Below are 19,877 nucleotides of genomic sequence, written 5' to 3'. Positions count from 1 at the left end.
ATCGAGAGTCTTGTCTTACTGGTTTCCCTGAAATAGGGCAGGAGCGGCATACTTGGGGGGGCAAAGCGGACAAGCTGGAGGGGCTTCGATGCGCCGAAAACTGGGCCTGGACGGGGGCAACCGCCTGTCCATCGCCAACCTGCCGACCAACATGCTGTGCAGCCTGGTGCTGCTGGCGGGCGAGTTGGGGGTGAATTGCGAGCCCTGGTTCAGCGGGCTCCGCCTGACGCCGCGCGAGATCCAGGATCCGCAGGCACGGGTCTCCTACCGGCAGGCCACCGAGGTCATCCGCCGCGCATTGCCGACCCTGCCCATCGAGGATGTCGGCCTGACCCTGGGCGGCAACCAGAACGGCGCCAACTTCGGACTGCTGGGCCTGGCGATGCGGATGGCGCCGAACTTCGGGGAGGCGGTCAACATCGGCCTGACCTACCAGCGCAATCTGGGGCCGCTGATGGATCTGCAACTGCTGCAGGAGGACCCGGACGTGGTGTCGGTGGTGGCGACCACGCCGCTGGATCTGCCCGAGATCCTGCCGTTCCTGTGCGAGGAAATGTTTTCCAGCGTGCTGATGCTGGCGCGGGAACTGGCCGGCCCGGAATTCCATCCGGTCCGCCTGGACCTGACCTACCCCGCTCCGGCCTACGCCAGCAAGTACGGCCGGATGTTCGAATGCGAGGTGCGTTTCCGCCAGAACCAGAACCGGATGCTGGTGGATCGCAGCTGGTTCTCGCTGCCGTTCACCAGTTACAACCCGGTGGGTTCGCAACAGGTGCTGGCGCTGTGCCACGCGCAGCTGGCGGCGGTGGCGACCTCGGGCGAGGCGACCGCGGCGGTGGAAAGGCAACTCCGGCCACGCCTGCGCGAGAACCCGCAGATGACCGAAATCGCGACCGCGCTGCACCTGAGCGAGCGCACCCTGCGCCGGCAGCTGTCCGACGAGGGGCAGCGCTTCAGCGACATCCATGACCGCGTGCGCACGGATCGCGCGCTGGAACTGCTGCAGGACCGCGAGCTGACCATCGCCTACATCGGCACCCAGCTGGGCTTCAACGACGTGCGCGAGTTCCGCCGCGCCTTCAAGCGCTGGACCGGGCATACGCCCAGCGAGGCGCGCGATCGCATGGTGTGATCGCGCGCTTCGGCGCGGGGATCAGCCGATGACCATCACCGCGTCGACCTCGAACGCCGCGCCCTTGGGCAGGCCGGCCACTTCGATGGTGGAACGCGCCGGGAACGGCGCCTGGAAGTAGTCCTGCATCACTGCGTTGACCTTGGCGAACTCGCCCAGGTCGGTCAGGTACAGGCCCAGGCGGACGATGTCGCCCAGCGAGCCGCCGGCGGCTTCGGCCACCGCCTTGAGGTTGTCGAAGGCGCGGCGTGCCTGCGCCTCGATGTCGCCATCGACCAGGTTGCCGGTGGCCGGATCCAGCGGGATCTGCCCGGAGAAATAGACGGTATTGCCGGCGCGCACGGCCTGCGAGTACGGGCCGATGGCGGCGGGCGCCCGTTCCGTGTGGATGATCTGCTTGCTCATGGAGCGCTCCTGGCGGGAAAGGCGGGGATTTTACCCGAGGCGGCAACCCGCCACGGCGCACCATCCCCCTTGTGGGAGCGACGTGAGTCGCGACGGGTTGTTTCCTGGCGACCGCAATCGCGACTCACGTCGCTCCCAGAGGAGGGAATCCGGGCGCCGGGAAATCCGGCGGAGCAAGGCTCCGCGCTACTGGCGGCGGACGCCGTGGACGACGTTGAGCCGGCGCAGCCTACGCATGACCTCGGCGAGATGGTTGCGATCGCGGACCTGGATGGAGAAGCGCAGCACCGCGACGTTGATGTCGCGTTCCAGGTATTCCACCCGTTCGATGTTGGACTGGCTCTTGGCCACCGCCGCGGCGACCTGGGCCAGCACGCCGGGCCGGTTCTCCACGTCGATCAGCAACGAGGCATCGTAATCGCCGGTGACGTTGGCGTCCCAGGCGATCGGCACCCAGCGTTCGCGGGATTTGCGGAACTCGACGACGTTGGGGCAATCCATGCGATGCACCACGATGCCCTTGCCGGCGGTGTGGTAGCCCATGATCTCGTCGCCGGGAATCGGCTGGCAGCAGTTGGCGAAACTGACCACGCCGCGCTCGGTGCCCGTGATCAGGATCTTTTCCTGCGAGTGGCGCGAATGGCCGCCGGCGCGCAGTTCGGCATGCGCGGTCAGCGCCTGCGCGGCCTGCGCCGGCATCCAGTTGCCCAGCGCGACGTCCGCCAGCAGCGCTTCCAGGCGCGGGTAGCGATGCTCGGCCAGGAAGGTATCCAGACGCTGCTGCGGCAGTCGCTCCAGCGAACTGTCCAGTTCCTCCAGCGCGCGATCAAGCATGCGGTGGCCCAACTGCACGGCGTCCTCGTGTTCCAGTTGCTTGAGCTGGTGGCGGATGGCGGTGCGGGCCTTGCTGGTGACGACGAACTCCAGCCACTGCGGCTTGGGCGCCGCGGACTTCGCGGTGATGATTTCCACGCTCTGGCCGCTGGTCAGCTTGGTGCGCAGCGGCACCAGTTTCTTGTCCACCCGCGAGGCCACCGCCTGGTTGCCGACATCGGTATGCACGGCATAGGCGAAATCGAGCGCGGTCGAATTCCTCGGCAGCGCCAGGATTTTGCCCTTGGGGGTGAACAGGTAGACCTCGTCGGGGAACAGATCGACCTTGACGTTCTCCAGGAACTCCAGCGACGAGCCGGCGGCGCGCTGGTTGTCGATCAGTTCGCTGATCCACGCATGCGCGCGGTTCTGCGCGCTGTTGGGCGAATCGGTGCCGAACTTGTAGGTCCAGTGCGCGGCGATGCCGCGTTCGGCGATCAGATCCATTTCCTGGGTGCGGATCTGGACCTCGATGGGCGAACCATAGGGACCGAACAGCACCGTGTGCAGCGACTGGTAGCCATTGGCCTTGGGAATGGCGATGAAATCGCGGAAGCGTCCGTCCAGCGGTTTGTACTGCGCGTGCGCCGCGCCGAGGGCGTGGTAGCAGGCGGGCACCGAATCGACCACCACGCGGAAGCCGAAGACATCCATCACCTGATCGAAGCTTTTCCCCTCCGCCCGCATCTTGTTGTAGATGCTCCAGGGCGTCTTGATGCGGCTGACCAGGCGATGCTCGATGCCCTCCTTGGTAAGTCGCTGGGAAAGATGCGCCTCGATCTGCGCCATCGATTCGCGGCGCATCACCGGCTGGCTGCGGATGTGCTTGTCGATCACCGCGTGCCGCCAGGGATGCAGCGCGCGGAAGCCCAGATCCTGCAGTTCCGACTTGACCAGGTTCATGCCCAGGCGCTGGGCGATGGGCGCGTAGATCTCCAGGGTTTCGCGGGCGATTCGCTGCCGCGCTTCGGCGCTCTGCGCGCCGAGCGTGCGCATGTTGTGCAGGCGATCGGCCAGCTTGATCATGATCACGCGCAGGTCGCGCGACATCGCCAGCAGCATCTTGCGGAAACTCTCGGCCGCGGCTTCCTGGCGATCCCGGAATTTCAGCTTGTCCAGCTTGGTGACGCCATCGACCAGTTCCGCCACCGACTCGCCGAATTCCCCGGCGATCTCGTCGCGGGTCAGCGGCGTGTCCTCGATGGTGTCATGCAGGATCGCGGCGATCAGGGTCTCCGCATCCATGCCCAGTTCGGCCAGCACGCCGGCCACCGCCACCGGATGGGTGATGTAGGGTTCGCCGGACTTGCGGGTCTGCCCGGCGTGCGCGGCGGCGCCGACTTCCCAGGCCCGGCGCAGCAGCGGCAGTTGTTCCTTGGGCAGGTAGCGGGCGGTCTTTTCGAATTGGGCGAGGTAGTCCGGCACGCCGTCGCTGCGCGACGAAGCGGGAGTGCGGAGCGCCTTGGCGGTACGGCCTGGGTTCATGACGCCAGCCTAGTGCAGACGTGGCGGGACGGCAAACCCGGAAAACGCGAAAAGCCCGCTCGCGCGGGCCTTTCCGATGAATGCGTCGATGCTGGCCGCCGATGGATTCCAGCGGCGGCGCAGACCTCAGTCGTCGCCCTTGGACATGTCCTCGTCGGCAACCACTTCGGCGGCGGCCCATTCCAGCGCTTCACGCTCGGCGCGCTCGCGCTCGGCCTTCTCGACGCGGTCGATCAACTCGTTGTCGATCTTGCGGGCGGCGATTTCACGCAGCGCCAGCACGGTCGGCTTGTCGGCGGTTTCGCTGTTGTCGATGGTGGACTCGACGCCATTGGCGAGCTGGCGGGCGCGCTTGGCGGCCATCGTGACCAGTTCGAAACGGTTGTTGACGACTTCCAGGCAATCTTCGACGGTGATGCGGGCCATGCGGGCTCCCGGCGACCCCAGGGCCGCGCGATGAATAGGGAAAGGGGCGGCGATTGTACGGCCTCGCCCGGGCGCAGGCAACCGTTTCTTTATAAATCAGTCAGTTAAACGCCCGGAATGCCCCGGACGGCGCCCTACCCGGCGAGCAGGGCTCCGATCAGCCCCTCATGCCGCTGCTGCTGGGCCTCCCGGCGCAGGCGGCTGGCGGTGAAGATGGCGTGCATCTGGTCGCAGGCGGTTTCGAACACGTCGTTGACGATCACGTAGTCGAATTCGTCGTAGTGCGACATCTCCTCGCGGGCGGCGGCCAGCCTGCGCTGGATCACCTCCTCGCTGTCCTGGCCGCGCGCATGCATGCGCTGCTCCAGCGCGTCGCGCGAGGGCGGCAGGATGAACACGCTGACCGCGTCGGGCACCTTCTCGCGCACCTGGCGCGCGCCCTGCCAGTCGATTTCCAGCAGCACGTCCTTGCCGGCGCACAGCTGCGGCTCCACCGATTGCCGCGCGGTGCCCTTCCAGTCGCCGTGGACCAGCGCGTATTCGAAGAAGTCGCCGGCGCGGATCATCGACTGGAACTCGTCGGCGCTGATGAAGTGGTAGTGCTGGGCGTGGCGCTCGCCGGGGCGCGGCGCGCGCGAGGTGAAGGAAATCGACAGCGCGATTTCCGGATCCCGGGCCAGCACGGCGTTGACGATGCTGCTCTTGCCCGCGCCCGAGGGCGCGGCAACGATGTAGAGGGTGCCGCGGCGGCTCATTCGATGTTCTGCACTTGTTCGCGGATCTGGTCGATCAGGACCTTCAGTTCCACCGCCAGATTGGTGGTGCGGGTATCCACCGACTTGGATCCCAGGGTGTTGGCCTCGCGGTTGAATTCCTGCAGCAGGAAATCCAGCCGGCGGCCGACCGGTTCGGTCTGCTTGAGCACGCGGCGGATTTCCTTGACGTGGCTGTCCAGCCGGTCCAGTTCCTCGTCCACATCCAGCTTCTGCAGCCACAGCACCAGTTCCTGTTCCAGCCGGCCGGGGTCGGCGGGCTGGGCCAGATCGGCCAGCCGGGTTTCCAGCTTCTGGCGCTGGCCGACGCGGATGGCCGGGATCAGTTCGCGCACTTCGGCGGCGCGGGCGGCGATGGCGTCGACGCGCTCCAGGATGGCGGCGACCAGCTTCCGCCCCTCGCGCTCGCGCGCGGCGACGAATTGCTCCACCACCGCATCCACCAGCGCCAGCGCCTCGGCCTGCAGGATCGCCTGATCCACCGCCTTGCCCTGCAGCACGCCGGGGAACTGCAGCAGGTCGGTGAACTCGGTGCGCAGGGCCGGGAACCGCGCATGCAGATCCAGCGCCAGTTCCGACAGTTGCCCGACCAGCGCGGGATTGATCTGCAGCGTGCCCTCGCCTTCCGGCGCGCGCAGCCGCAGGGTGAAATCGAGCTTGCCGCGTGATACCCGCGCGGAAACGCGCTCGCGCAGCGCCGGCTCCAGCGCGCGCAGCTCTTCGGGCAGGCGCGTGCCCAGCTCCAGAAAACGATGGTTGACCGCGCGGAGTTCGCCGGTCAGCGTGCCACCGGAGGTGACGCGTTCGACGGCGGCGAAGGCGGTCATGCTGCGGATCATGGGAAACCCGGTCGGATCGAAAGCGCGAATGGTACCCTAGCGCCCCCCGGTCGGCCGAATCCGCGGGCCATCCGGCCCCCGCGGTCTTCCGCTCCTTTCCTCAGCCGAGCTCCCTGCATGTCCGTCCTTCGTCCCAGCGGCCGCCTTCCCGATCAGATGCGCGAGGTCCGCATCGAGCGGGGTTACACCCGCCATGCCGAAGGTTCGGTGTTGATCCGCTTCGGTGAAACCCGTGTGCTGTGCACCGCCAGCGTCGAGAACAAGGTGCCCCCGTTCCTGCGCGGCAAGGGCGAAGGCTGGGTGACCGCCGAATACGGCATGCTGCCGCGCGCCACCCACACGCGCGGCGATCGCGAAGCCTCGCGCGGCAAGCAGGGCGGACGCACGCTGGAGATCCAGCGCCTGATCGGCCGCGCCCTGCGCGCCTGCGTGGACCGCGCCGCGCTCGGTGAACGCACCATCACCCTGGACTGCGACGTGATCCAGGCCGACGGCGGCACCCGCACCGCCGCCATCACCGGCGCCTACGTGGCGCTGGCCGATGCGATCGGCTGGCTGCGCAAGCGCAACGAGATCAAGCGCGACGTGCTGCTGGGCGCGGTCGCCGCGGTCTCGGTGGGCATCTATCGCGGCGCGCCGGTGCTGGACCTCGACTACGCCGAGGACAGCGACTGCGACACCGACATGAACATCGTCATGAATGATGGCGGCGGCTTCATCGAACTGCAGGGCACCGCCGAGGGGCACGCCTTCCGCCGCGACGAACTGGACACGCTGCTCGCGCTGGGCGAGAAAGGCACCGCCGAGCTGTTCGCGGCCCAGCAGGCCGCGCTGGCCGGCTGAAGCCGGCGGACACCCTTTCCACACGTCAAACGGATCCTTCGATGCGTCAGACGCTCAGCCTGATCACCGTGGTGGTTGACGATTACGATCGCGCCATCGCCCACTACACCGACGCGCTCGGTTTCGAGTTGCGCGAGGACACCGACCGGGGCGGCGGCAAGCGCTGGGTGCGGGTGGCGCCGCCAGGCTCGCGGGAAACCTGCCTGCTGCTGGCCGCTGCCGGCAACGACGCCCAGCGCGCGCGCATCGGCGACCAGACCGGGGGCCGGGTCGGCTTCTTCCTGGAGACCGACGACTTCCATCGCGATCACGCGCGGATGCTGGCGCGTGGCGTGGAGTTCCTGGAAACCCCGCGCGAGGAAAGCTACGGCACGGTCGCGGTGTTCCGCGACCTCTACGGCAACCGCTGGGACCTGCTGCAACTCAAATCCTGAGTCCTCCGAAATCCCCCTGACGGATCCCCACCCGTGAAACTGGTACTCGCCTCCTCCAACGCCGGCAAGCTCGAGGAACTCCGCCACCTCCTGGCCGATACCGACATCGAACTGATCGCGCAATCCGATCTCGGCGTCACCGATGCGGACGAAACCGCCACCACCTTCGTCGAAAACGCGCTGATCAAGGCGCGGCATGCCTCGCGACTGACCGGACTGCCGGCGCTGGCCGACGATTCCGGCATCTGCGTGGACGCGCTCAACGGTGCGCCCGGCCTGTATTCGGCCCGCTATGCCGGCGAGCACGGCAACGCCGGCCGCAACATCGACAAGCTGCTGGAAGCGCTCACCGGCGTGCCCGACGAGCGGCGGACCGCGCACTTCTATTGCGTGCTGGTGCTGCTCCATCACGCCGACGACCCGCAGCCGCTGATCGTGGAAGGCGAATGGCGCGGGCGCATCCTGCACGCGCGCCGCGGCACGGGCGGCCACGGCTACGACCCGGTGTTCCTGGACCCGGAACTGGGCCGTTCGGCGGCGGAACTGGAGACCGCGCTGAAGAACCGCATCAGCCACCGTGGCCGCGCGCTCGCCGCGCTGCGCGAGCGCCTGACCTGGTCGTGAGCGGCGAAGGGAGCGGACGCGGACGCCCGGCGCCCCGCCTGCGCCGGAATGCGGGAAAATGATCCGGCCATGCTGATTCCACCGCCGCTGTCGCTGTACGTGCACCTGCCCTGGTGCGTCCGCAAATGCCCGTACTGCGATTTCAACTCGCACCAGGGCAAGGGGCCGTTGCCGTTCGAAGACTATGTCGACGCACTGATCCGCGACCTGGATTTCGATCTGCCGCTGGTCTGGGGACGCACCGTGCAGTCGGTGTTCTTCGGCGGTGGCACCCCGAGCCTGTTCCCGCCGGAGGCCATCGACCGCTTTCTGCAGGCCGCCGCGTCGCGATTGCGGTTCGCCCCCGGCCTGGAAGTCACCCTGGAGACCAACCCGGGCACCGCCGAGCATGGCCGCTTCGATCGCTATCTGGCGGCCGGAGTGAACCGCATCAGCTTCGGCATCCAGAGTTTCGACGATGGCTGCCTGCAACGGCTGGGTCGCATCCATGACAGCGGCGAGGCGGAAGCGGCGGTGAAACTGGCGCAGGACGCCGGTTTCGACAATTTCAACCTGGATCTGATGTACGCGTTGCCCGGGCAGACCCTGGCGATGGCCGAGCGCGATCTGGAGCGCGCCTTCGTGCTGCGGCCGGCGCACATCTCCCACTACCAGCTCACCCTCGAACCGAACACGGTCTTCTTCGCCCGTCCCCCCCGGGGCATTCCCGACGACGATGGCGCGTGGGACATGCAGGCGCACTGCCAGGCGCTGCTGGCCGAAGCCGGTTTCGCCCACTACGAGACCAGCGCCTATGCCCGCCCCGACCGGCAGTGCGCGCACAACCTCAATTACTGGCGCTTCGGCGACTACCTGGGCATCGGCGCGGGCGCCCACGGCAAGATCACGCTCGGCGCCGAACAGGCCGTGCTGCGGCGCTGGAAGATCAAGCACCCCACCGCCTACCTGGCGGCGGCCGGCGGCGCGCAGGCGCTGGGGGGCGACGACCGCATTCCGCCGGAACAGCGGCCGTTCGAGTTCATGCTGAACGCCCTGCGCCTGCATGAAGGATTCCGGGTCGTCGACTTCGAACACCGGACCGGGCTGGCCCTGGCGACCGTCGACGCGCCGCTGGCGCAGGCGCTGGCCGCGGGGTGGCTGCGGCGGGAACAGGACCGGTTCATTCCGACGGAACTGGGACGGCGTTTCACCAACGACGTGGTGGCCGCGTTCCTGGCCGACTGACGCCGGCCGTCACCCCGCCCCCACGCTCGCCGGTCCAGCATCCAGGAAATGTGATAATTGTGGCTTCAGGGGAGATCCACCACACGTGACCGCAATCCCACCGCCACCGCCGAGCACCTCCGCGGGCAGCCTGGCCAGCACGTCGCTGCCGCCCCGCGTGCGCAAGCTCCTTCGCGGCTTTTTCGATCACATCTCCAGCGACGTCATCCAATCGCTCAACGCGATGTTGCCGGAATACGAGCAGGCCCTGTTCAAGCAGGCCGAACAGGCGCGCAGCGATAACCGCCAGGCCGAATTCTTCAACAATCTTCAGGCCTTGCAGCGCAATCGCGGCGAGTTCGTCCCGCATTTCATGTTCGCGCTGGAAGCCGAGCTGGCCGCGGTGCGCGCGCCGGCCGCGCGCGCGCGCGCTCCCGCCCCTTCCGGCATCGAGTTCCGCACCCTGACGCTGGTGGAAGACGCGGCGATGGACGAGGAAATCGTCCTCAGCGACATCGCCCGCCGCCACGAAGTCCGCGCCGCGCAGGCGTTGCTGCTGCTGGGTCAGCGCTTCGGCGCGCTTGGCGGCGCGCCCGCGTTCGACAACGAACGCCTCCCGGTCGGTCCGCAGGGCCTGTGCCGGATGCTCAAGCTGGCCGCCCGCACCCTGGAACTGGATCTGGAGGAGCGGCTGCTGCTGTACCGCACCTTCGATCACAAGGTGATGGGCAACTATCACGAGTGGGCCGAAACCCTGAACCAGTACCTGTCGCAGGAAGGAGTCCTGCCCGGGCTGATCTACCTGCCACGCCGTACCCGGGCGGTGGACGTGCCGACGGCCGCGCGTCCGGGCGCCGAGGCATCCGATCGCGCCGCCGGCCGCACCGCCGCCAACCGCCCGCTGACCGGCTGGCACGGCCCCTCCACGCCCTCGGCCTGGACCATTCCGACCGCCGGACCCGGCACGCCGCCGCCGCTGCCGGATGCGTCCCCGGGACCCTCCCGGGACGGCGAAGGTCCCAGTTTCGAACTGCTGCGCCAACTGCTGGCCGCGCGAAGGCAGGCGACGGCACGTTTCAGCGAACCGGCCGCCACCCGCTTCGGCGCGATGGCCGGCAGCGCGGGCATGCCCGCGGCTGGCGCGGCGGGTGCGGGTGCCCCCGACGGCGCCGCCCGCCGCCTGGTCCCCACCCCGGACGTGTTGTCCGCGTTGCAGGCCCTGCAGGGCGTGGCCACGCCACGCATCGAGGGGCAGCCCCGGCGCAACCTGAAGGACATCCAGCAGGCCCTGCTGGCGCGCGCGCGCCAGCAGCATGGCGAGCAGGCCGCCCTGGCGGCGCCGGACTCCGATACCTTCGAGCTGCTCGGCCTGCTGTACAACGAGGTCGAGCGCGAAGTGCGCCCCGAATCACCGGCCAGCGACCTGCTGACCCGCCTGCAGGTGCCGCTGGCGCAGGTCGCGCTGCGCGATCGCGAGTTCTTCCTGCGGCCGGAGCATCCGGCCCGCGAACTGCTCAACGCGGTGGCCGAATCGGGCGCCACCTGGCAGACCGACGACGATCTGGATCCGCGCCTGCTGCACCAGTTGCACCAGTCGGTGGATTTCGTGGTCAAGCACTACCACGGCGACGAGGCGGTGTTCGCCCAGGCCAACCAGGAAGTGCAGCGGCACCTGGAAGCCGCGGCGCGCAAGGCCGAGCTGGCCGAGCGGCGCCACATCGAGGCCGCGCGCGGCAAGGAACGCCTGGAGATCGCCAAGCAGCGCGCGAACGAGACCATCGAGGCCGCGTTCAACGATCAGCAGCCGCCGCGCTTCGTGCAGGCGCTGGTCAACCAGGCCTGGGCCGACGTGCTCACCCTGACCCAGCTGCGCCAGGGCGAGCATTCGGACGAATGGACCGAGCAGCTGCAGACCACGCTCCAGATCGTCGCCGCCACCACCGCGCCCGCCGACGCGCCCAAGGACCCGCAGTTGCCGCAACGCATCGAGAAAGCGCTGCTGCAGGTGGGTTATCACGAGGAAGAGGCGCAGGCCATCGCCCGCCGGTTGTCCAGCGCCGATGGCGAGGATGACGGCACGTCGAAAACCGAGCTGACCGCCAAGCTGAAGGCGCGCGCGCGGCTGGGCGAACAGAACATGGTCCGGCGCCAGCCGATCCAGCCGCGTTCGCCGAAGGAGCAGGAGTGCTACGACATGCTGCGCGCGCTGCCGTTCGGCACGTGGTTCGAATTCACCCTCAACCAGCAGGGCGACGTGCAGCGCCAGCGCCTGTCCTGGTTCAGTCCGGTCACCGGACACGCGCTGTTCGTCAACCAGCGTGGCCAGCGCACCGGCGAGCATTCGCTGGACAGCCTGGCCCGGTTGATGGCGCAGGGCCAGGCGCAGGTGGTCACCGAGGACAAGGGCCGGTTGATCGACCGCGCCTGGAACGCCACGCTGCGCGCGCTGCGCAGCCTCACGGGAATGGGCAAGCCGGCGGATATCGGAGGAAACGGCGCATGATCCAGGAATTCCGCCGCGCCCGCCGCCGCAACGTCCCCGAACCGGTGGCGGTCATGGACACCCTCGCCGATCAATTGATCGGCCGGCTGGGCAACGTCTCCGAGTCGGGCATGCTGCTGATCGCCAGTGCGCCGATCGTGGAGGACGCGATCTACCAATTGCGTTTCCACCTGCGCGCGCCCGCGGGCCGCGAGATGCCCATCGAGGTGGGTGCGCACGTGCTGTGGATGGCCGCCGCCAACACGCCCGGCCAGAGCTTCGCCGGCCTGCGCTTCCTGACCATCGAGCCCGCGCAGCTGGATGCGCTGCGCGCCTGGGTGAACGCGCCCGGTCCCGGCTGAGCGCCGGCCACGGGAAAGCCCGGCGCGGATGCGGCAAAATGCGGGTTTCACCCGCAAGAGTCGCCGTCATGAACGTTTCCGCCCCGCTGGCCACCGAACTCGCCCCGCTCTACGCCGAGCACCTGGCGCTGATGCAGCGGCGCGCGGAGGAAGCCCTGGCGCGCGGCGGTTTCGATCACCTGGTCGTGCCCAGCGGCAGCCTGCACTACCAGGTGTTCGACGATCGCGACTATCCGTATGCGGTCAATCCGCAGTTCAAGGCCTGGTTGCCGCTGACCCGGGTGCCCGACAGCTGGCTGGTATACACACCGGGCCAGCGCCCGAAGGTCATCTATCACCAGCCGTTCGACTACTGGCACGTCGTGCCCGCCGCGCCCAGCGGCTGGTGGGTGGATCATTTCGACATCCACGTCATCCGCAAGCCCGCGGATGCGCAGGCGCTGCTGCCCGGCCCGGCCGCACGCTGCGCCATCCTCGGCGAGCCGCAGAGCGCGCTGGGGGATCACGTTCCCAACAATCCGGAAGCGGTGGTCAACTATCTGGAGTACCAGCGTTCGTACAAGTCCGCCTACGAAATCGCGCTGATGCGCGAGGCGCAGCGGCTGGCGGTGCGCGGACATCGCGCCGCCGAAACGGCATTCCGCGAAGGCCGGAGCGAATTCGCCATTCACATGGCGTACTGCGCGGCGGTCGGCCAGGATCCCGCCGAGCTGCCGTACGGCAACATCGTGGCGTTGAACGAGCATGGCGCCGTGCTCCACTACATGGAACTGGATCGCAGCGCGCCGGCCGAACACCGCAGCTTCCTGATCGACGCCGGCGCCAGTTTCCACGGCTACGCCAGCGACATCACCCGGACCTACGCGACCGACGCCGCCAGCGAGTTCCAGGCGCTCATCGATGCGGTGGATCACGCGCAGATCGCGATGGGCCAGGCGGTGCGCGCGGGCATCGACTACCGGCAGTTGCACCTGGACGCGCACCTGGGTCTGATGGGCATCCTGAAGGAGTTCGGCGTTCTGAAGGTCTCGCCGGAAGCGGCGGTGGCCAGCGGCGTCAGTTTCGCGTTCTTCCCGCACGGCCTGGGCCACGCGATCGGCCTGCAGGTGCACGACGTGGCCGGTTTCGCGGAGAGCGATCGCGGCGGCCGCATCCCGCGCCCGGAAGGTCATCCCTACCTGCGCATGACCCGGATGCTGGAGCCCGGGATGGTGGTGACCATCGAACCCGGCCTTTATTTCATCGACATGCTGCTGGATGAAGTAAAGAAGAACGGCCACGCCGACAGCATCGACTGGGCGCGGGTGGATGCCTTCCGTCCCTATGGCGGCATCCGCATAGAAGACGAAGTACTGTGCACCGAGGGCGAACCGCTCAACCTGACCCGCCCGGCCTTCGCGGCGGGGTGAGCGCCCTCTCCCCGCAGGAGCGACGTAAGTCGCGATGCTTTTCCTGCCTTCGGGAACGGATTCGCGACTTACGTCGCTCCCACGGGTGAGGTTTGGCCGGCCATCAGCCGGCCATCGCCGCTTCGATTTCGTCCGCGCTGCGGGCCAGGCCGTCGGTCAGCACCCGATGGCCCTGCTCGGTGATGACGACATCATCCTCGGTGCGGATGCCGATGCCGCGCCATTTCTCGGCGACGCTGGTGTCGTCGGGCGAGACGTACAGGCCCGGTTCGATGGTGAAGACCATGCCCGGCTCCAGCAGGCGCGACTCGCCCTCGATGCGATAGTCGCCGACGTCATGCACGTCCAGCCCCAGCCAATGGCCGGTCTTGTGCCGGTAGAACCGGCGATAGTCGCCTTCGCTGATGTTGCGCTCCAGCGATCCCTTCAGCAGGCCCAGCCGCAGCAGGCCTTCGGTCAGCACTTCCACCGCCGCCAGATGCCCGGCCTCGTAGGGTTGTCCCGGCAGCGCCTTCGCCAGCGCGGCCTGCTGGGCCTCGCCCACCAGATCGTGCAGGGCGCGCTGCGCCGGGCTGAAGCGGCCGTTGACCGGGAAGGTGCGGGTGATGTCGCTGGCGTAACCGCGAAACTCCGCGCCGGCGTCGATCAGCACCAGGTCGCCATCCTTCGCGGTGCCGTTGTTGGCGCGGTAGTGCAGCACGCAGGCATTGGCGCCCGCGCCGACGATGCTGCCGTAGGCAGGCCAGGCGTCGTTGGCGCGGAACACCCGTTCCACATCCGCCTGCAGTTCGTATTCACGGATGCCGGGCCGCGCGACGCGCATCGCCACGCGGTGCGCTTCGATGCTGATGTCGGCGGCACGCTGCATCAGCTTGAGTTCGTCCTTGGACTTGAACAGCCGCAGGTCGTGCAGCAGGTGGCCCAGTTCCAGGAACTCGTGCGGCGGCTGCGCACCCTGGCGCACCTGCGCGCGCACATGGCGGACCCAGCCGATCAGCTTGAGATCGAAATCGGCATCGCGGCCGAAGTGGTAGTAGACGCGCGAACGTCCTTCCAGCAGGCCCGGCAGGATCTCGTCCAGATCCTCGATCGGATAGGCATCGTCCATGCCGTAGTCTTCCACCGCGCCTTCCTGGCCCGCGCGCGGACCATCCCAGCTTTCCCGTTCGGGATCGCGTTCGCGGCAGAACAGCAGCACTTCGCCATGGCGACGGCCGGGCACCAGCACCAGCACCGCTTCCGGCTCCGGAAATCCGCACAGGTACCAGAAATCCGAGTCCTGCCGATACGGATAATGGGTGTCGTGGCTGCGCACCCGCTCCGGAGCGGCCGGCAGCACCAGGATGGCGTCGTTGCCGACCATCCGCATCAACTGCCTGCGCCGGCGCGCGAACTCGGCGGCGGCGAGGCCGGCCTCGGCCTTCATCAGTTGAGCCGCTTGCGGTGACGCGGCCCCATCACGCAGTCGCCATGCAGCAGCAGGACCGCTATCCGCACGTATTCCTCGATTTCCGAGAGGGCGTCCTCGTCTTCCTGCTCGTCGCCGCCTTCCGGGCTCGCCTGGGCCAGCCGGGCCAGATCCTGGAGCGCTTCGGCGCCTTCCTCGGAAAGCGGCGGCTGCGCGCCCGCGGCCAGTCCGAAACTGCCCAGGAACCCCCTGCACCAGGCGAACAGCGCATCGGCGCGGTCCACCGTGCTGGCCTCGCCATCGGGCAACAGCAACTCGAACGCGAAGCCGCGGTCTTCCAGCTGGGCAACGCTGGCCGTGCGCAGGCGGTCCAGCGCGCTGCCGGGTTGCGGCGTCGGCAACTGCGGATCGGCCAGCGCGCGCGCCGTCCAGTCGGCCACGTCCGCACCCCCGCCGGCCAGCCAGCCGCACAGCGCGCCATGGAGTTCGGCGGGGTCGGCGGCCAGGTGTTCCTGGCGCGATGCTTCGCCGATTTCGGCGTAGGAGGGGAGATCGGACAGCTGATGGGACATGGAATAACGCAATCCGCGAACGGGTTCGGACAGACGGGAAGTGTAACAACGAAAAGCCTCGGGGCCGCTTGTTGTGCCTGTTCGCCCGCCCCTACACTGGCCCATCTCCAGGCTCCGGACGGCCCCGCGCCTACATGCTCTCCGCACTTGCCGCCGTCACCCACCCCAGCTGGCCGCTGTCGGCGCGCCTGCCGCTGCTGGCGGTGGCGCTGCTGGTGCTGGCGGGCGTCGCACTGGTCGCCACCCGCCGTTACTGGCGCCCCTGGCTGGATGCGCGGCGCACGCCGCCGGAGCCCCTGCGCACCGAATCCAACCGGACCCGCGACGAACGCCTGAAACTGGCCCTGTGGGCCTCCGGCGAGCATTTCTGGGATTACGACCTGGTGCAGCGCAAGCTCTACCGGATGCGCGCGGACGAGACCGCACTGCACTCCTCCGACATCACCGTGTTCACCCGCCACGGCGAAGTGCCGCCGATCCACGCCGACGACATGCCGCTGGTGATGGAACGCCTGCGCCTGCATCTGCAGGGCAAGGCGCCGTTGTTCATGTCCGAACACCGCATGGACATGAACCAGAACGGCAACTGGATCTGGGTGCGCGCGCGCGGACGGGTGGTCGAGCGTGATCAGGAAGGCCGACCGGTCCGCATCGCCGGCACCGCCCGCGACATCACCCTGAGCCGCAATGCCGAGTACGAACACCGCATCGCCGGCGAGGTCATGCGCAGCATGAACGAAGCGGTGGCGGTGCTGGACTGGGCCCACCACTTCATCACCATCAATCCCGCCTTCACCCGCATCACCGGCTACAGCGAGGACGAGGTGATCGGCCAGCCGGCGCGGATGCTGGACAGCGACCAGCACGACGAAGCGTTCTTCGAGCGCATGAACGCCGAACTGCTGCACACCGGCCACTGGTCCGGCGAAGTCTGGAAGGTGCGCAAGGACGGCGAGGAAATCCTGTGCCGGATTGAAACCAACGTGGTTCCGGATGCGTCCGGCGAGCGCCAGCTGTACGTGCAGGTGCTGACCGACATCACCGAACAGAAGCGCGCCGAACAGGAGCTGCGCTACCTCGCCAACTACGACACCCTGACCAGCCTGCCGAACCGCTCCCTGCTGTCCGAACGCCTGTCGCGCGCCATCGTCCGCGCCCGCCGCGAACAGGGCCACGTGGCCGTGTTGTTCATCGACCTGGATCGCTTCAAGGACATCAACGATTCGCTCGGCCACGCCACCGGCGACCGCATCCTGCGCGCGGCCGCCTCGCGCGTGCAGCAGACCGTTGGCGCGCAGCACACCGTGGCGCGCCTGAGCGGCGACGAGTTCACCGTGGTGCTGGAAGACATCGAGTCCCTCCAGGACGCCGAGCAGATCGCCCAGCGGATCATCGACGCCTTCCGCACCCCGCTGAACTTCGGCGAACGCCTGGAGATGTCGGTGTCCCCGTCGATCGGGATCAGCCTGTACCCGCAGCACGCGCAGGTGCCGACGGAGCTGCTGAAGCACGCCGACACCGCGATGTACCAGGCCAAGGCGATGGGCCGCCACACCTACCAGGTGTATTCCGAATCGATGGACGAGAAGACCCGCCACCGCGCCATCCTGGCGAGCGCGTTGCGGCGCGCGCTGGAGCGCAACGAACTGTCGCTGGTATTCCAGCCACGGCTGGCGATCATCCCGCAGCGGATCACCGCGGTGGAGGCGCTGATGCGCTGGGACAGCCCGGAATTCGGCATGGTCTCGCCGGCGCAGTTCATCCCGCTTGCCGAGGAATCGGGCCTGATCCTGGAGATCGGCGCCTGGGCGCTGCGCGAATCCTGCCGGCTCATGCGCAGCTGGCACGACCTCGGGCTGGAGGAACTGACCGTGGCGGTCAACATTTCCGCCATGCAATTGCAACGTGGCGATCTGCCCGCCGTGCTGGCGCGGATCCTGGCGGAGACCGGCATTCCCGCGGATCGGCTGGAACTGGAACTCACCGAAAGCGTGGTGATGGCCAACCCGGAACAGAACGCCGACACACTGCGCGCCTGTCGCCGCCTGGGCATTTCCCTGGCCATCGACGATTTCGGCACCGGCTATTCCTCGCTGGCCTACCTGAAGCGGCTGCCGCTGACCACCCTGAAGATCGATCGCGAGTTCATCGGCGACCTGCCCAACGACGGTGACGACGCCGCCATCACCAGCACCATCATCACCATGGGCCGCTCGCTGGCGCTGAAGGTCATCGCCGAGGGCGTGGAAACCTACGACCAGTTCGAATTCCTGCGCGACCACGGCTGCGACGAGGTGCAGGGCCATTGGGTCTCGCGCGCGCTGGAACCGGAACAGTGTCTGCAGTTCATCCGGGAGTACTATCCCGGTTCGGGCATGCGCGCGGTCTCCTGAACGGGGCGCCCGCCGCGCGCCCTTGACCGGCCTCCGGCCCCGCCCCTATCGTGCCGCCCATGGACAACGCCGACCCGCTGGAACAGATCCGACGCCTCTCCGCGCGCATCCAGGCGCTGGCCGATCGTTGCCAGCAACTGGCCGACGAGAACCGCAGCCTGCGCCACCAGCAGGAGCAACTGGTCGGCGAGCGTTCGCAACTGCTCGCCAAGAACGAGCAGGCCCGCTCGCGCGTGGAAGCGATGATCAGCCGCCTGAAGTCCCTGGAGCAGCACACGTGAGCGCCAACGAGCCGGTCAGCATCCACATCCTCGACCGCGAGTACACCGTCGGCGTGGAGCCGGAGGAACGCAGCAGCCTGATGGCGGCGGCCAAGCTGCTGGACAGCAAGATGCGCGAAGTGCGCGGCAGCAACCGGATGGCCGCGGTGGATCGGATCGCGGTCCTGGCCGCCTTGAACCTGGCACACGAATTGCAGCAATTGCGCGACGAACGCCATTCGCGCGATCGCGAGTTCTCGCGCGCGCTCGACGATCTGCATCGCAGGCTGGACGAAGTGCTCGACGCACCGCGTTAGTGCGGTGATCACGCGGTCCTGCGAACCGCGACTGAATTCCGCCGACGAACGGACTAGGCAATTTCCGGCATCCCGCTATACTGCGCCTGCGTCCTCTGCTGTGAACGACAGCGCGCGCAAACATTCGCCTTGTCCCTTAATGACGACCACGGGATGGCAACGGTAGCCGGGAGTGCAGGTCCGCCTTCGCAGCGGGAAGCCCGATGGATACCCAGCCTTCCCACTTGAACCCCGGGTTCAAGGTCGTTTCGCGAGCATCGCCATGGCGGAGGACGTATTTTTCCCGCGCAGCAGCGCCGTCAGTCGCGACCCGGCCGGTCTTGCCATCCACCTTTCGCCGGATTGCTTCGCGACGAAGCCGTCGTTACCCGGACCGCGCTCCCGCGGCCGCGACTGACGGCGCTGCTGCCTTCCGCTTGTCTTCCTGGCTTTTGTCTCCCTGGCTTTTTTCCCGCGTTGTTCCGGACCGGAACGATGTTTCGTCGCGTTTCCCGCGCCGCGGCGAGCCGGGCCGTGGCGGCTTGGCTTAAAATTCCCGCCATGGATTCGCCCCGCCTGCCCTCATGAGTTCAGAACGCGACGCGCTCAGGCGCGAATTGCGCCAGCGCCGCCGGGCGATTCCAGCCGCCCAGCGCATCGCCGCCGCCGATGCGCTGGCCGAACGGCTGCGCGCGCTCCCCTTCCTGCCCGCATCCGGCTACGCCGCCGGCTACTGGGCCATGGACGGTGAAATCGGCCTGCACAACTGGCAATTGCGCCTGCCCGCCGGCCTGATCTATTGCCTGCCGGTATTGCGCGCGGACAACACCCTCGGCTTCGCGCCCTGGCGCCCCGGCGATGCGCTGGTCACCAACCGCTTCGGCATTCCCGAACCGGACGTCGATCCCGCCTCCGCGCTGGCTCCGGAACAGATGGCGCTGGTACTGATGCCGCTGGTGGGCTTCGATGGCGAGGGCCACCGCCTGGGCATGGGAGGCGGCTGGTACGATCGCAGCTTCGGTTTCCGCCAGGGTTCGGCGGCGCCGCCCTGGCTGGTCGGCGTCGGTTTCGCCACGCAGCGGATCGACGCGCTGGCACCCGCGGCCTGGGACGTGCCGGTGGATGCCATCTGCACCGAAAGCCAGACCTTGTTCCCGTCCCGCAGCCCCCACGGAATGCCCGCATGACCGCACGCAAGCGCTATTGGCTGATGAAGTCCGAACCGGACGCGTTCTCCATCGACGACCTCAAGAAGGTCGGCGTGGAACCATGGAACGGCGTGCGCAATTACCAGGCGCGCAACTTCATGCGCGATGGCATGCAGGTGGGCGATGGCGTGCTGTTCTATCACTCCAACTGCCCGGTGCCGGGCATCGTCGGTGTCGCCAGGGTGGCCAGCGCGGCCTATCCGGATCCGACCCAGTTCGACCGGAAGAGCGACTACCACGACCCCAGGAGCAAGCCCGAGGAACCGCGCTGGGTGCTGGTCGACGTCGCCTTCGACCGCAAGCTCAAGCGCACCATCCCGCTGGATGAAATCAAGCAGCAGGCCGATGCCCTGGGCGATGGCTTCGCGCTGATCGCCCGTGGCAACCGCCTGTCCGTGCTGCCGGTCACCGCCGCGCAGTGGAAACACCTTCTCTCCATGGAATGACCGT

20 protein-coding genes and 1 other RNA gene are annotated in these 19,877 nt (G+C 68.0%); 14 read left to right on the top strand and 7 right to left on the bottom strand.

The genetic code is table 11. The features are described from left to right. The first annotated feature begins 88 nt into the window (after positions 1-88). The gene (locus AC3DEZ_RS19380) at positions 89-1,132 is read left to right on the top strand and encodes an AraC family transcriptional regulator (protein ID WP_488389663.1); all 1,044 of its coding nucleotides are present in this window, start codon (positions 89-91) and stop codon (positions 1,130-1,132) included. A gap of 21 nt (positions 1,133-1,153) precedes the next feature. Here the strand turns inward: AC3DEZ_RS19380 and AC3DEZ_RS19375 are convergent, their stop codons facing one another. The 5 genes from AC3DEZ_RS19375 to AC3DEZ_RS19355 all read right to left on the bottom strand — a co-directional run bounded on the left by AC3DEZ_RS19375 (position 1,154) and on the right by AC3DEZ_RS19355 (position 5,933). After that, positions 1,154-1,537, bottom strand: coding sequence for a RidA family protein (locus tag AC3DEZ_RS19375; protein ID WP_488389662.1), 384 nt, complete (start codon positions 1,535-1,537; stop codon positions 1,154-1,156). A 186-nt stretch (positions 1,538-1,723) separates the two neighbouring features. Continuing rightward, positions 1,724-3,895, bottom strand: a complete 2,172-nt coding sequence (locus AC3DEZ_RS19370; protein WP_447104722.1) for a RelA/SpoT family protein — start codon at positions 3,893-3,895, stop codon at positions 1,724-1,726. Between the two features lie 126 nt (positions 3,896-4,021). After that, entirely contained in the window at positions 4,022-4,321 is a 300-nt protein-coding gene (gene rpoZ / locus AC3DEZ_RS19365; RefSeq protein WP_447104721.1) for a DNA-directed RNA polymerase subunit omega, read from the bottom strand. Positions 4,322-4,455: 134 nt separating this feature from the next. Continuing rightward, positions 4,456-5,076, bottom strand: coding sequence for a guanylate kinase (gene gmk, locus AC3DEZ_RS19360; RefSeq protein ID WP_488389661.1), 621 nt, complete (start codon positions 5,074-5,076; stop codon positions 4,456-4,458). Further along, on the bottom strand, positions 5,073-5,933 hold the full coding sequence (locus AC3DEZ_RS19355) for a YicC/YloC family endoribonuclease (protein WP_488389660.1): 861 nt from the start codon (positions 5,931-5,933) through the stop codon (positions 5,073-5,075). The genes gmk and AC3DEZ_RS19355 overlap by 4 nt, the downstream gene beginning before the upstream one ends. 117 nt (positions 5,934-6,050) lie before the next feature. Between AC3DEZ_RS19355 and rph the strand changes: the two genes are divergently transcribed. The 7 genes from rph (at position 6,051) to pepQ (ending at position 13,290) form a co-directional block, all read left to right on the top strand. Beyond that, on the top strand, positions 6,051-6,776 hold the full coding sequence (gene rph / locus AC3DEZ_RS19350) for a ribonuclease PH (protein WP_488389659.1): 726 nt from the start codon (positions 6,051-6,053) through the stop codon (positions 6,774-6,776). A gap of 41 nt (positions 6,777-6,817) precedes the next feature. Then, positions 6,818-7,210 carry a VOC family protein gene (locus AC3DEZ_RS19345; RefSeq protein ID WP_447104717.1) on the top strand — a complete coding sequence of 131 codons (393 nt, stop codon included), beginning with the start codon at positions 6,818-6,820 and terminating at the stop codon, positions 7,208-7,210. A gap of 33 nt (positions 7,211-7,243) precedes the next feature. Next, the gene (rdgB, locus tag AC3DEZ_RS19340; RefSeq protein ID WP_488389658.1) at positions 7,244-7,834 is read left to right on the top strand and encodes an RdgB/HAM1 family non-canonical purine NTP pyrophosphatase; all 591 of its coding nucleotides are present in this window, start codon (positions 7,244-7,246) and stop codon (positions 7,832-7,834) included. 69 nt (positions 7,835-7,903) lie between these two features. Next, complete coding sequence (gene hemW / locus AC3DEZ_RS19335; protein ID WP_488389657.1) at positions 7,904-9,058, top strand: radical SAM family heme chaperone HemW; 1,155 nt, start codon at positions 7,904-7,906, stop codon at positions 9,056-9,058. Between the two features lie 85 nt (positions 9,059-9,143). After that, on the top strand, positions 9,144-11,540 hold the full coding sequence (locus AC3DEZ_RS19330; RefSeq protein ID WP_488389656.1) for a DUF1631 domain-containing protein: 2,397 nt from the start codon (positions 9,144-9,146) through the stop codon (positions 11,538-11,540). Further along, entirely contained in the window at positions 11,537-11,881 is a 345-nt protein-coding gene (locus tag AC3DEZ_RS19325) for a PilZ domain-containing protein (protein WP_488389655.1), read from the top strand. Before AC3DEZ_RS19330 ends, AC3DEZ_RS19325 begins: the two co-directional genes overlap by 4 nt. Before the next feature lie 68 nt (positions 11,882-11,949). Continuing rightward, entirely contained in the window at positions 11,950-13,290 is a 1,341-nt protein-coding gene (gene pepQ, locus AC3DEZ_RS19320) for a Xaa-Pro dipeptidase (RefSeq protein ID WP_488389654.1), read from the top strand. Between the two features lie 103 nt (positions 13,291-13,393). On the opposite strand, the gene AC3DEZ_RS19315 is transcribed toward pepQ, so the two are convergent. Together AC3DEZ_RS19315 and AC3DEZ_RS19310 are read right to left on the bottom strand one after the other, a co-directional pair. Then, entirely contained in the window at positions 13,394-14,716 is a 1,323-nt protein-coding gene (locus tag AC3DEZ_RS19315) for an aminopeptidase P N-terminal domain-containing protein (protein ID WP_488389653.1), read from the bottom strand. Beyond that, positions 14,716-15,270, bottom strand: a complete 555-nt coding sequence (locus tag AC3DEZ_RS19310; protein WP_488389652.1) for a UPF0149 family protein — start codon at positions 15,268-15,270, stop codon at positions 14,716-14,718. Before AC3DEZ_RS19310 ends, AC3DEZ_RS19315 begins: the two co-directional genes overlap by 1 nt. A gap of 134 nt (positions 15,271-15,404) precedes the next feature. On the opposite strand from AC3DEZ_RS19310, the gene AC3DEZ_RS19305 reads away from it, so the two are divergent. The 6 genes from AC3DEZ_RS19305 to AC3DEZ_RS19280 all read left to right on the top strand — a co-directional run bounded on the left by AC3DEZ_RS19305 (position 15,405) and on the right by AC3DEZ_RS19280 (position 19,873). Next, positions 15,405-17,663, top strand: a complete 2,259-nt coding sequence (locus AC3DEZ_RS19305) for a putative bifunctional diguanylate cyclase/phosphodiesterase (RefSeq protein ID WP_488389651.1) — start codon at positions 15,405-15,407, stop codon at positions 17,661-17,663. A 59-nt stretch (positions 17,664-17,722) separates the two neighbouring features. Then, positions 17,723-17,944: a TIGR02449 family protein gene (locus tag AC3DEZ_RS19300; RefSeq protein ID WP_141454012.1), complete on the top strand. Its 222-nt coding sequence runs from the start codon at positions 17,723-17,725 to the stop codon at positions 17,942-17,944. Further along, on the top strand, positions 17,941-18,240 hold the full coding sequence (locus tag AC3DEZ_RS19295; protein WP_447104708.1) for a cell division protein ZapA: 300 nt from the start codon (positions 17,941-17,943) through the stop codon (positions 18,238-18,240). Before AC3DEZ_RS19300 ends, AC3DEZ_RS19295 begins: the two co-directional genes overlap by 4 nt. Before the next feature lie 89 nt (positions 18,241-18,329). After that, a non-coding RNA gene (ssrS, locus tag AC3DEZ_RS19290) (6S RNA) lies at positions 18,330-18,516 on the top strand. A gap of 287 nt (positions 18,517-18,803) precedes the next feature. Then, on the top strand, positions 18,804-19,406 hold the full coding sequence (locus tag AC3DEZ_RS19285) for a 5-formyltetrahydrofolate cyclo-ligase (RefSeq protein WP_488389650.1): 603 nt from the start codon (positions 18,804-18,806) through the stop codon (positions 19,404-19,406). Then, positions 19,403-19,873, top strand: a complete 471-nt coding sequence (locus AC3DEZ_RS19280) for an EVE domain-containing protein (protein WP_488389649.1) — start codon at positions 19,403-19,405, stop codon at positions 19,871-19,873. Before AC3DEZ_RS19285 ends, AC3DEZ_RS19280 begins: the two co-directional genes overlap by 4 nt. Positions 19,874-19,877 lie beyond the last annotated feature (4 nt).

This window comes from Pseudoxanthomonas sp. 134C1, from assembly GCF_057773065.1.
The sequence above is the reverse complement of the archived record's forward strand: the minus strand, read 5'-3'. Positions and strand labels throughout refer to the sequence as shown.

Bases quoted from the DNA above. Each gene is read 5' to 3' on its own strand.
- AC3DEZ_RS19300 (WP_141454012.1), top strand. From the start codon at position 17,723: ATGGACAACGCCGACCCGCTGGAACAGATCCGACGCCTCTCCGCGCGC.
- AC3DEZ_RS19375 (WP_488389662.1), bottom strand. From the start codon at position 1,537: ATGAGCAAGCAGATCATCCACACGGAACGGGCGCCCGCCGCCATCGGC.
- AC3DEZ_RS19355 (WP_488389660.1), bottom strand. From the start codon at position 5,933: ATGATCCGCAGCATGACCGCCTTCGCCGCCGTCGAACGCGTCACCTCC.
- AC3DEZ_RS19345 (WP_447104717.1), top strand. From the start codon at position 6,818: ATGCGTCAGACGCTCAGCCTGATCACCGTGGTGGTTGACGATTACGAT.
- rpoZ (WP_447104721.1), bottom strand. From the start codon at position 4,321: ATGGCCCGCATCACCGTCGAAGATTGCCTGGAAGTCGTCAACAACCGT.
- AC3DEZ_RS19285 (WP_488389650.1), top strand. From the start codon at position 18,804: ATGAGTTCAGAACGCGACGCGCTCAGGCGCGAATTGCGCCAGCGCCGC.
- pepQ (WP_488389654.1), top strand. From the start codon at position 11,950: ATGAACGTTTCCGCCCCGCTGGCCACCGAACTCGCCCCGCTCTACGCC.
- AC3DEZ_RS19380 (WP_488389663.1), top strand. From the start codon at position 89: ATGCGCCGAAAACTGGGCCTGGACGGGGGCAACCGCCTGTCCATCGCC.
- AC3DEZ_RS19315 (WP_488389653.1), bottom strand. From the start codon at position 14,716: ATGAAGGCCGAGGCCGGCCTCGCCGCCGCCGAGTTCGCGCGCCGGCGC.
- AC3DEZ_RS19325 (WP_488389655.1), top strand. From the start codon at position 11,537: ATGATCCAGGAATTCCGCCGCGCCCGCCGCCGCAACGTCCCCGAACCG.
- hemW (WP_488389657.1), top strand. From the start codon at position 7,904: ATGCTGATTCCACCGCCGCTGTCGCTGTACGTGCACCTGCCCTGGTGC.
- gmk (WP_488389661.1), bottom strand. From the start codon at position 5,076: ATGAGCCGCCGCGGCACCCTCTACATCGTTGCCGCGCCCTCGGGCGCG.
- rph (WP_488389659.1), top strand. From the start codon at position 6,051: ATGTCCGTCCTTCGTCCCAGCGGCCGCCTTCCCGATCAGATGCGCGAG.
- AC3DEZ_RS19370 (WP_447104722.1), bottom strand. From the start codon at position 3,895: ATGAACCCAGGCCGTACCGCCAAGGCGCTCCGCACTCCCGCTTCGTCG.
- AC3DEZ_RS19280 (WP_488389649.1), top strand. From the start codon at position 19,403: ATGACCGCACGCAAGCGCTATTGGCTGATGAAGTCCGAACCGGACGCG.
- AC3DEZ_RS19310 (WP_488389652.1), bottom strand. From the start codon at position 15,270: ATGTCCCATCAGCTGTCCGATCTCCCCTCCTACGCCGAAATCGGCGAA.
- AC3DEZ_RS19305 (WP_488389651.1), top strand. From the start codon at position 15,405: ATGCTCTCCGCACTTGCCGCCGTCACCCACCCCAGCTGGCCGCTGTCG.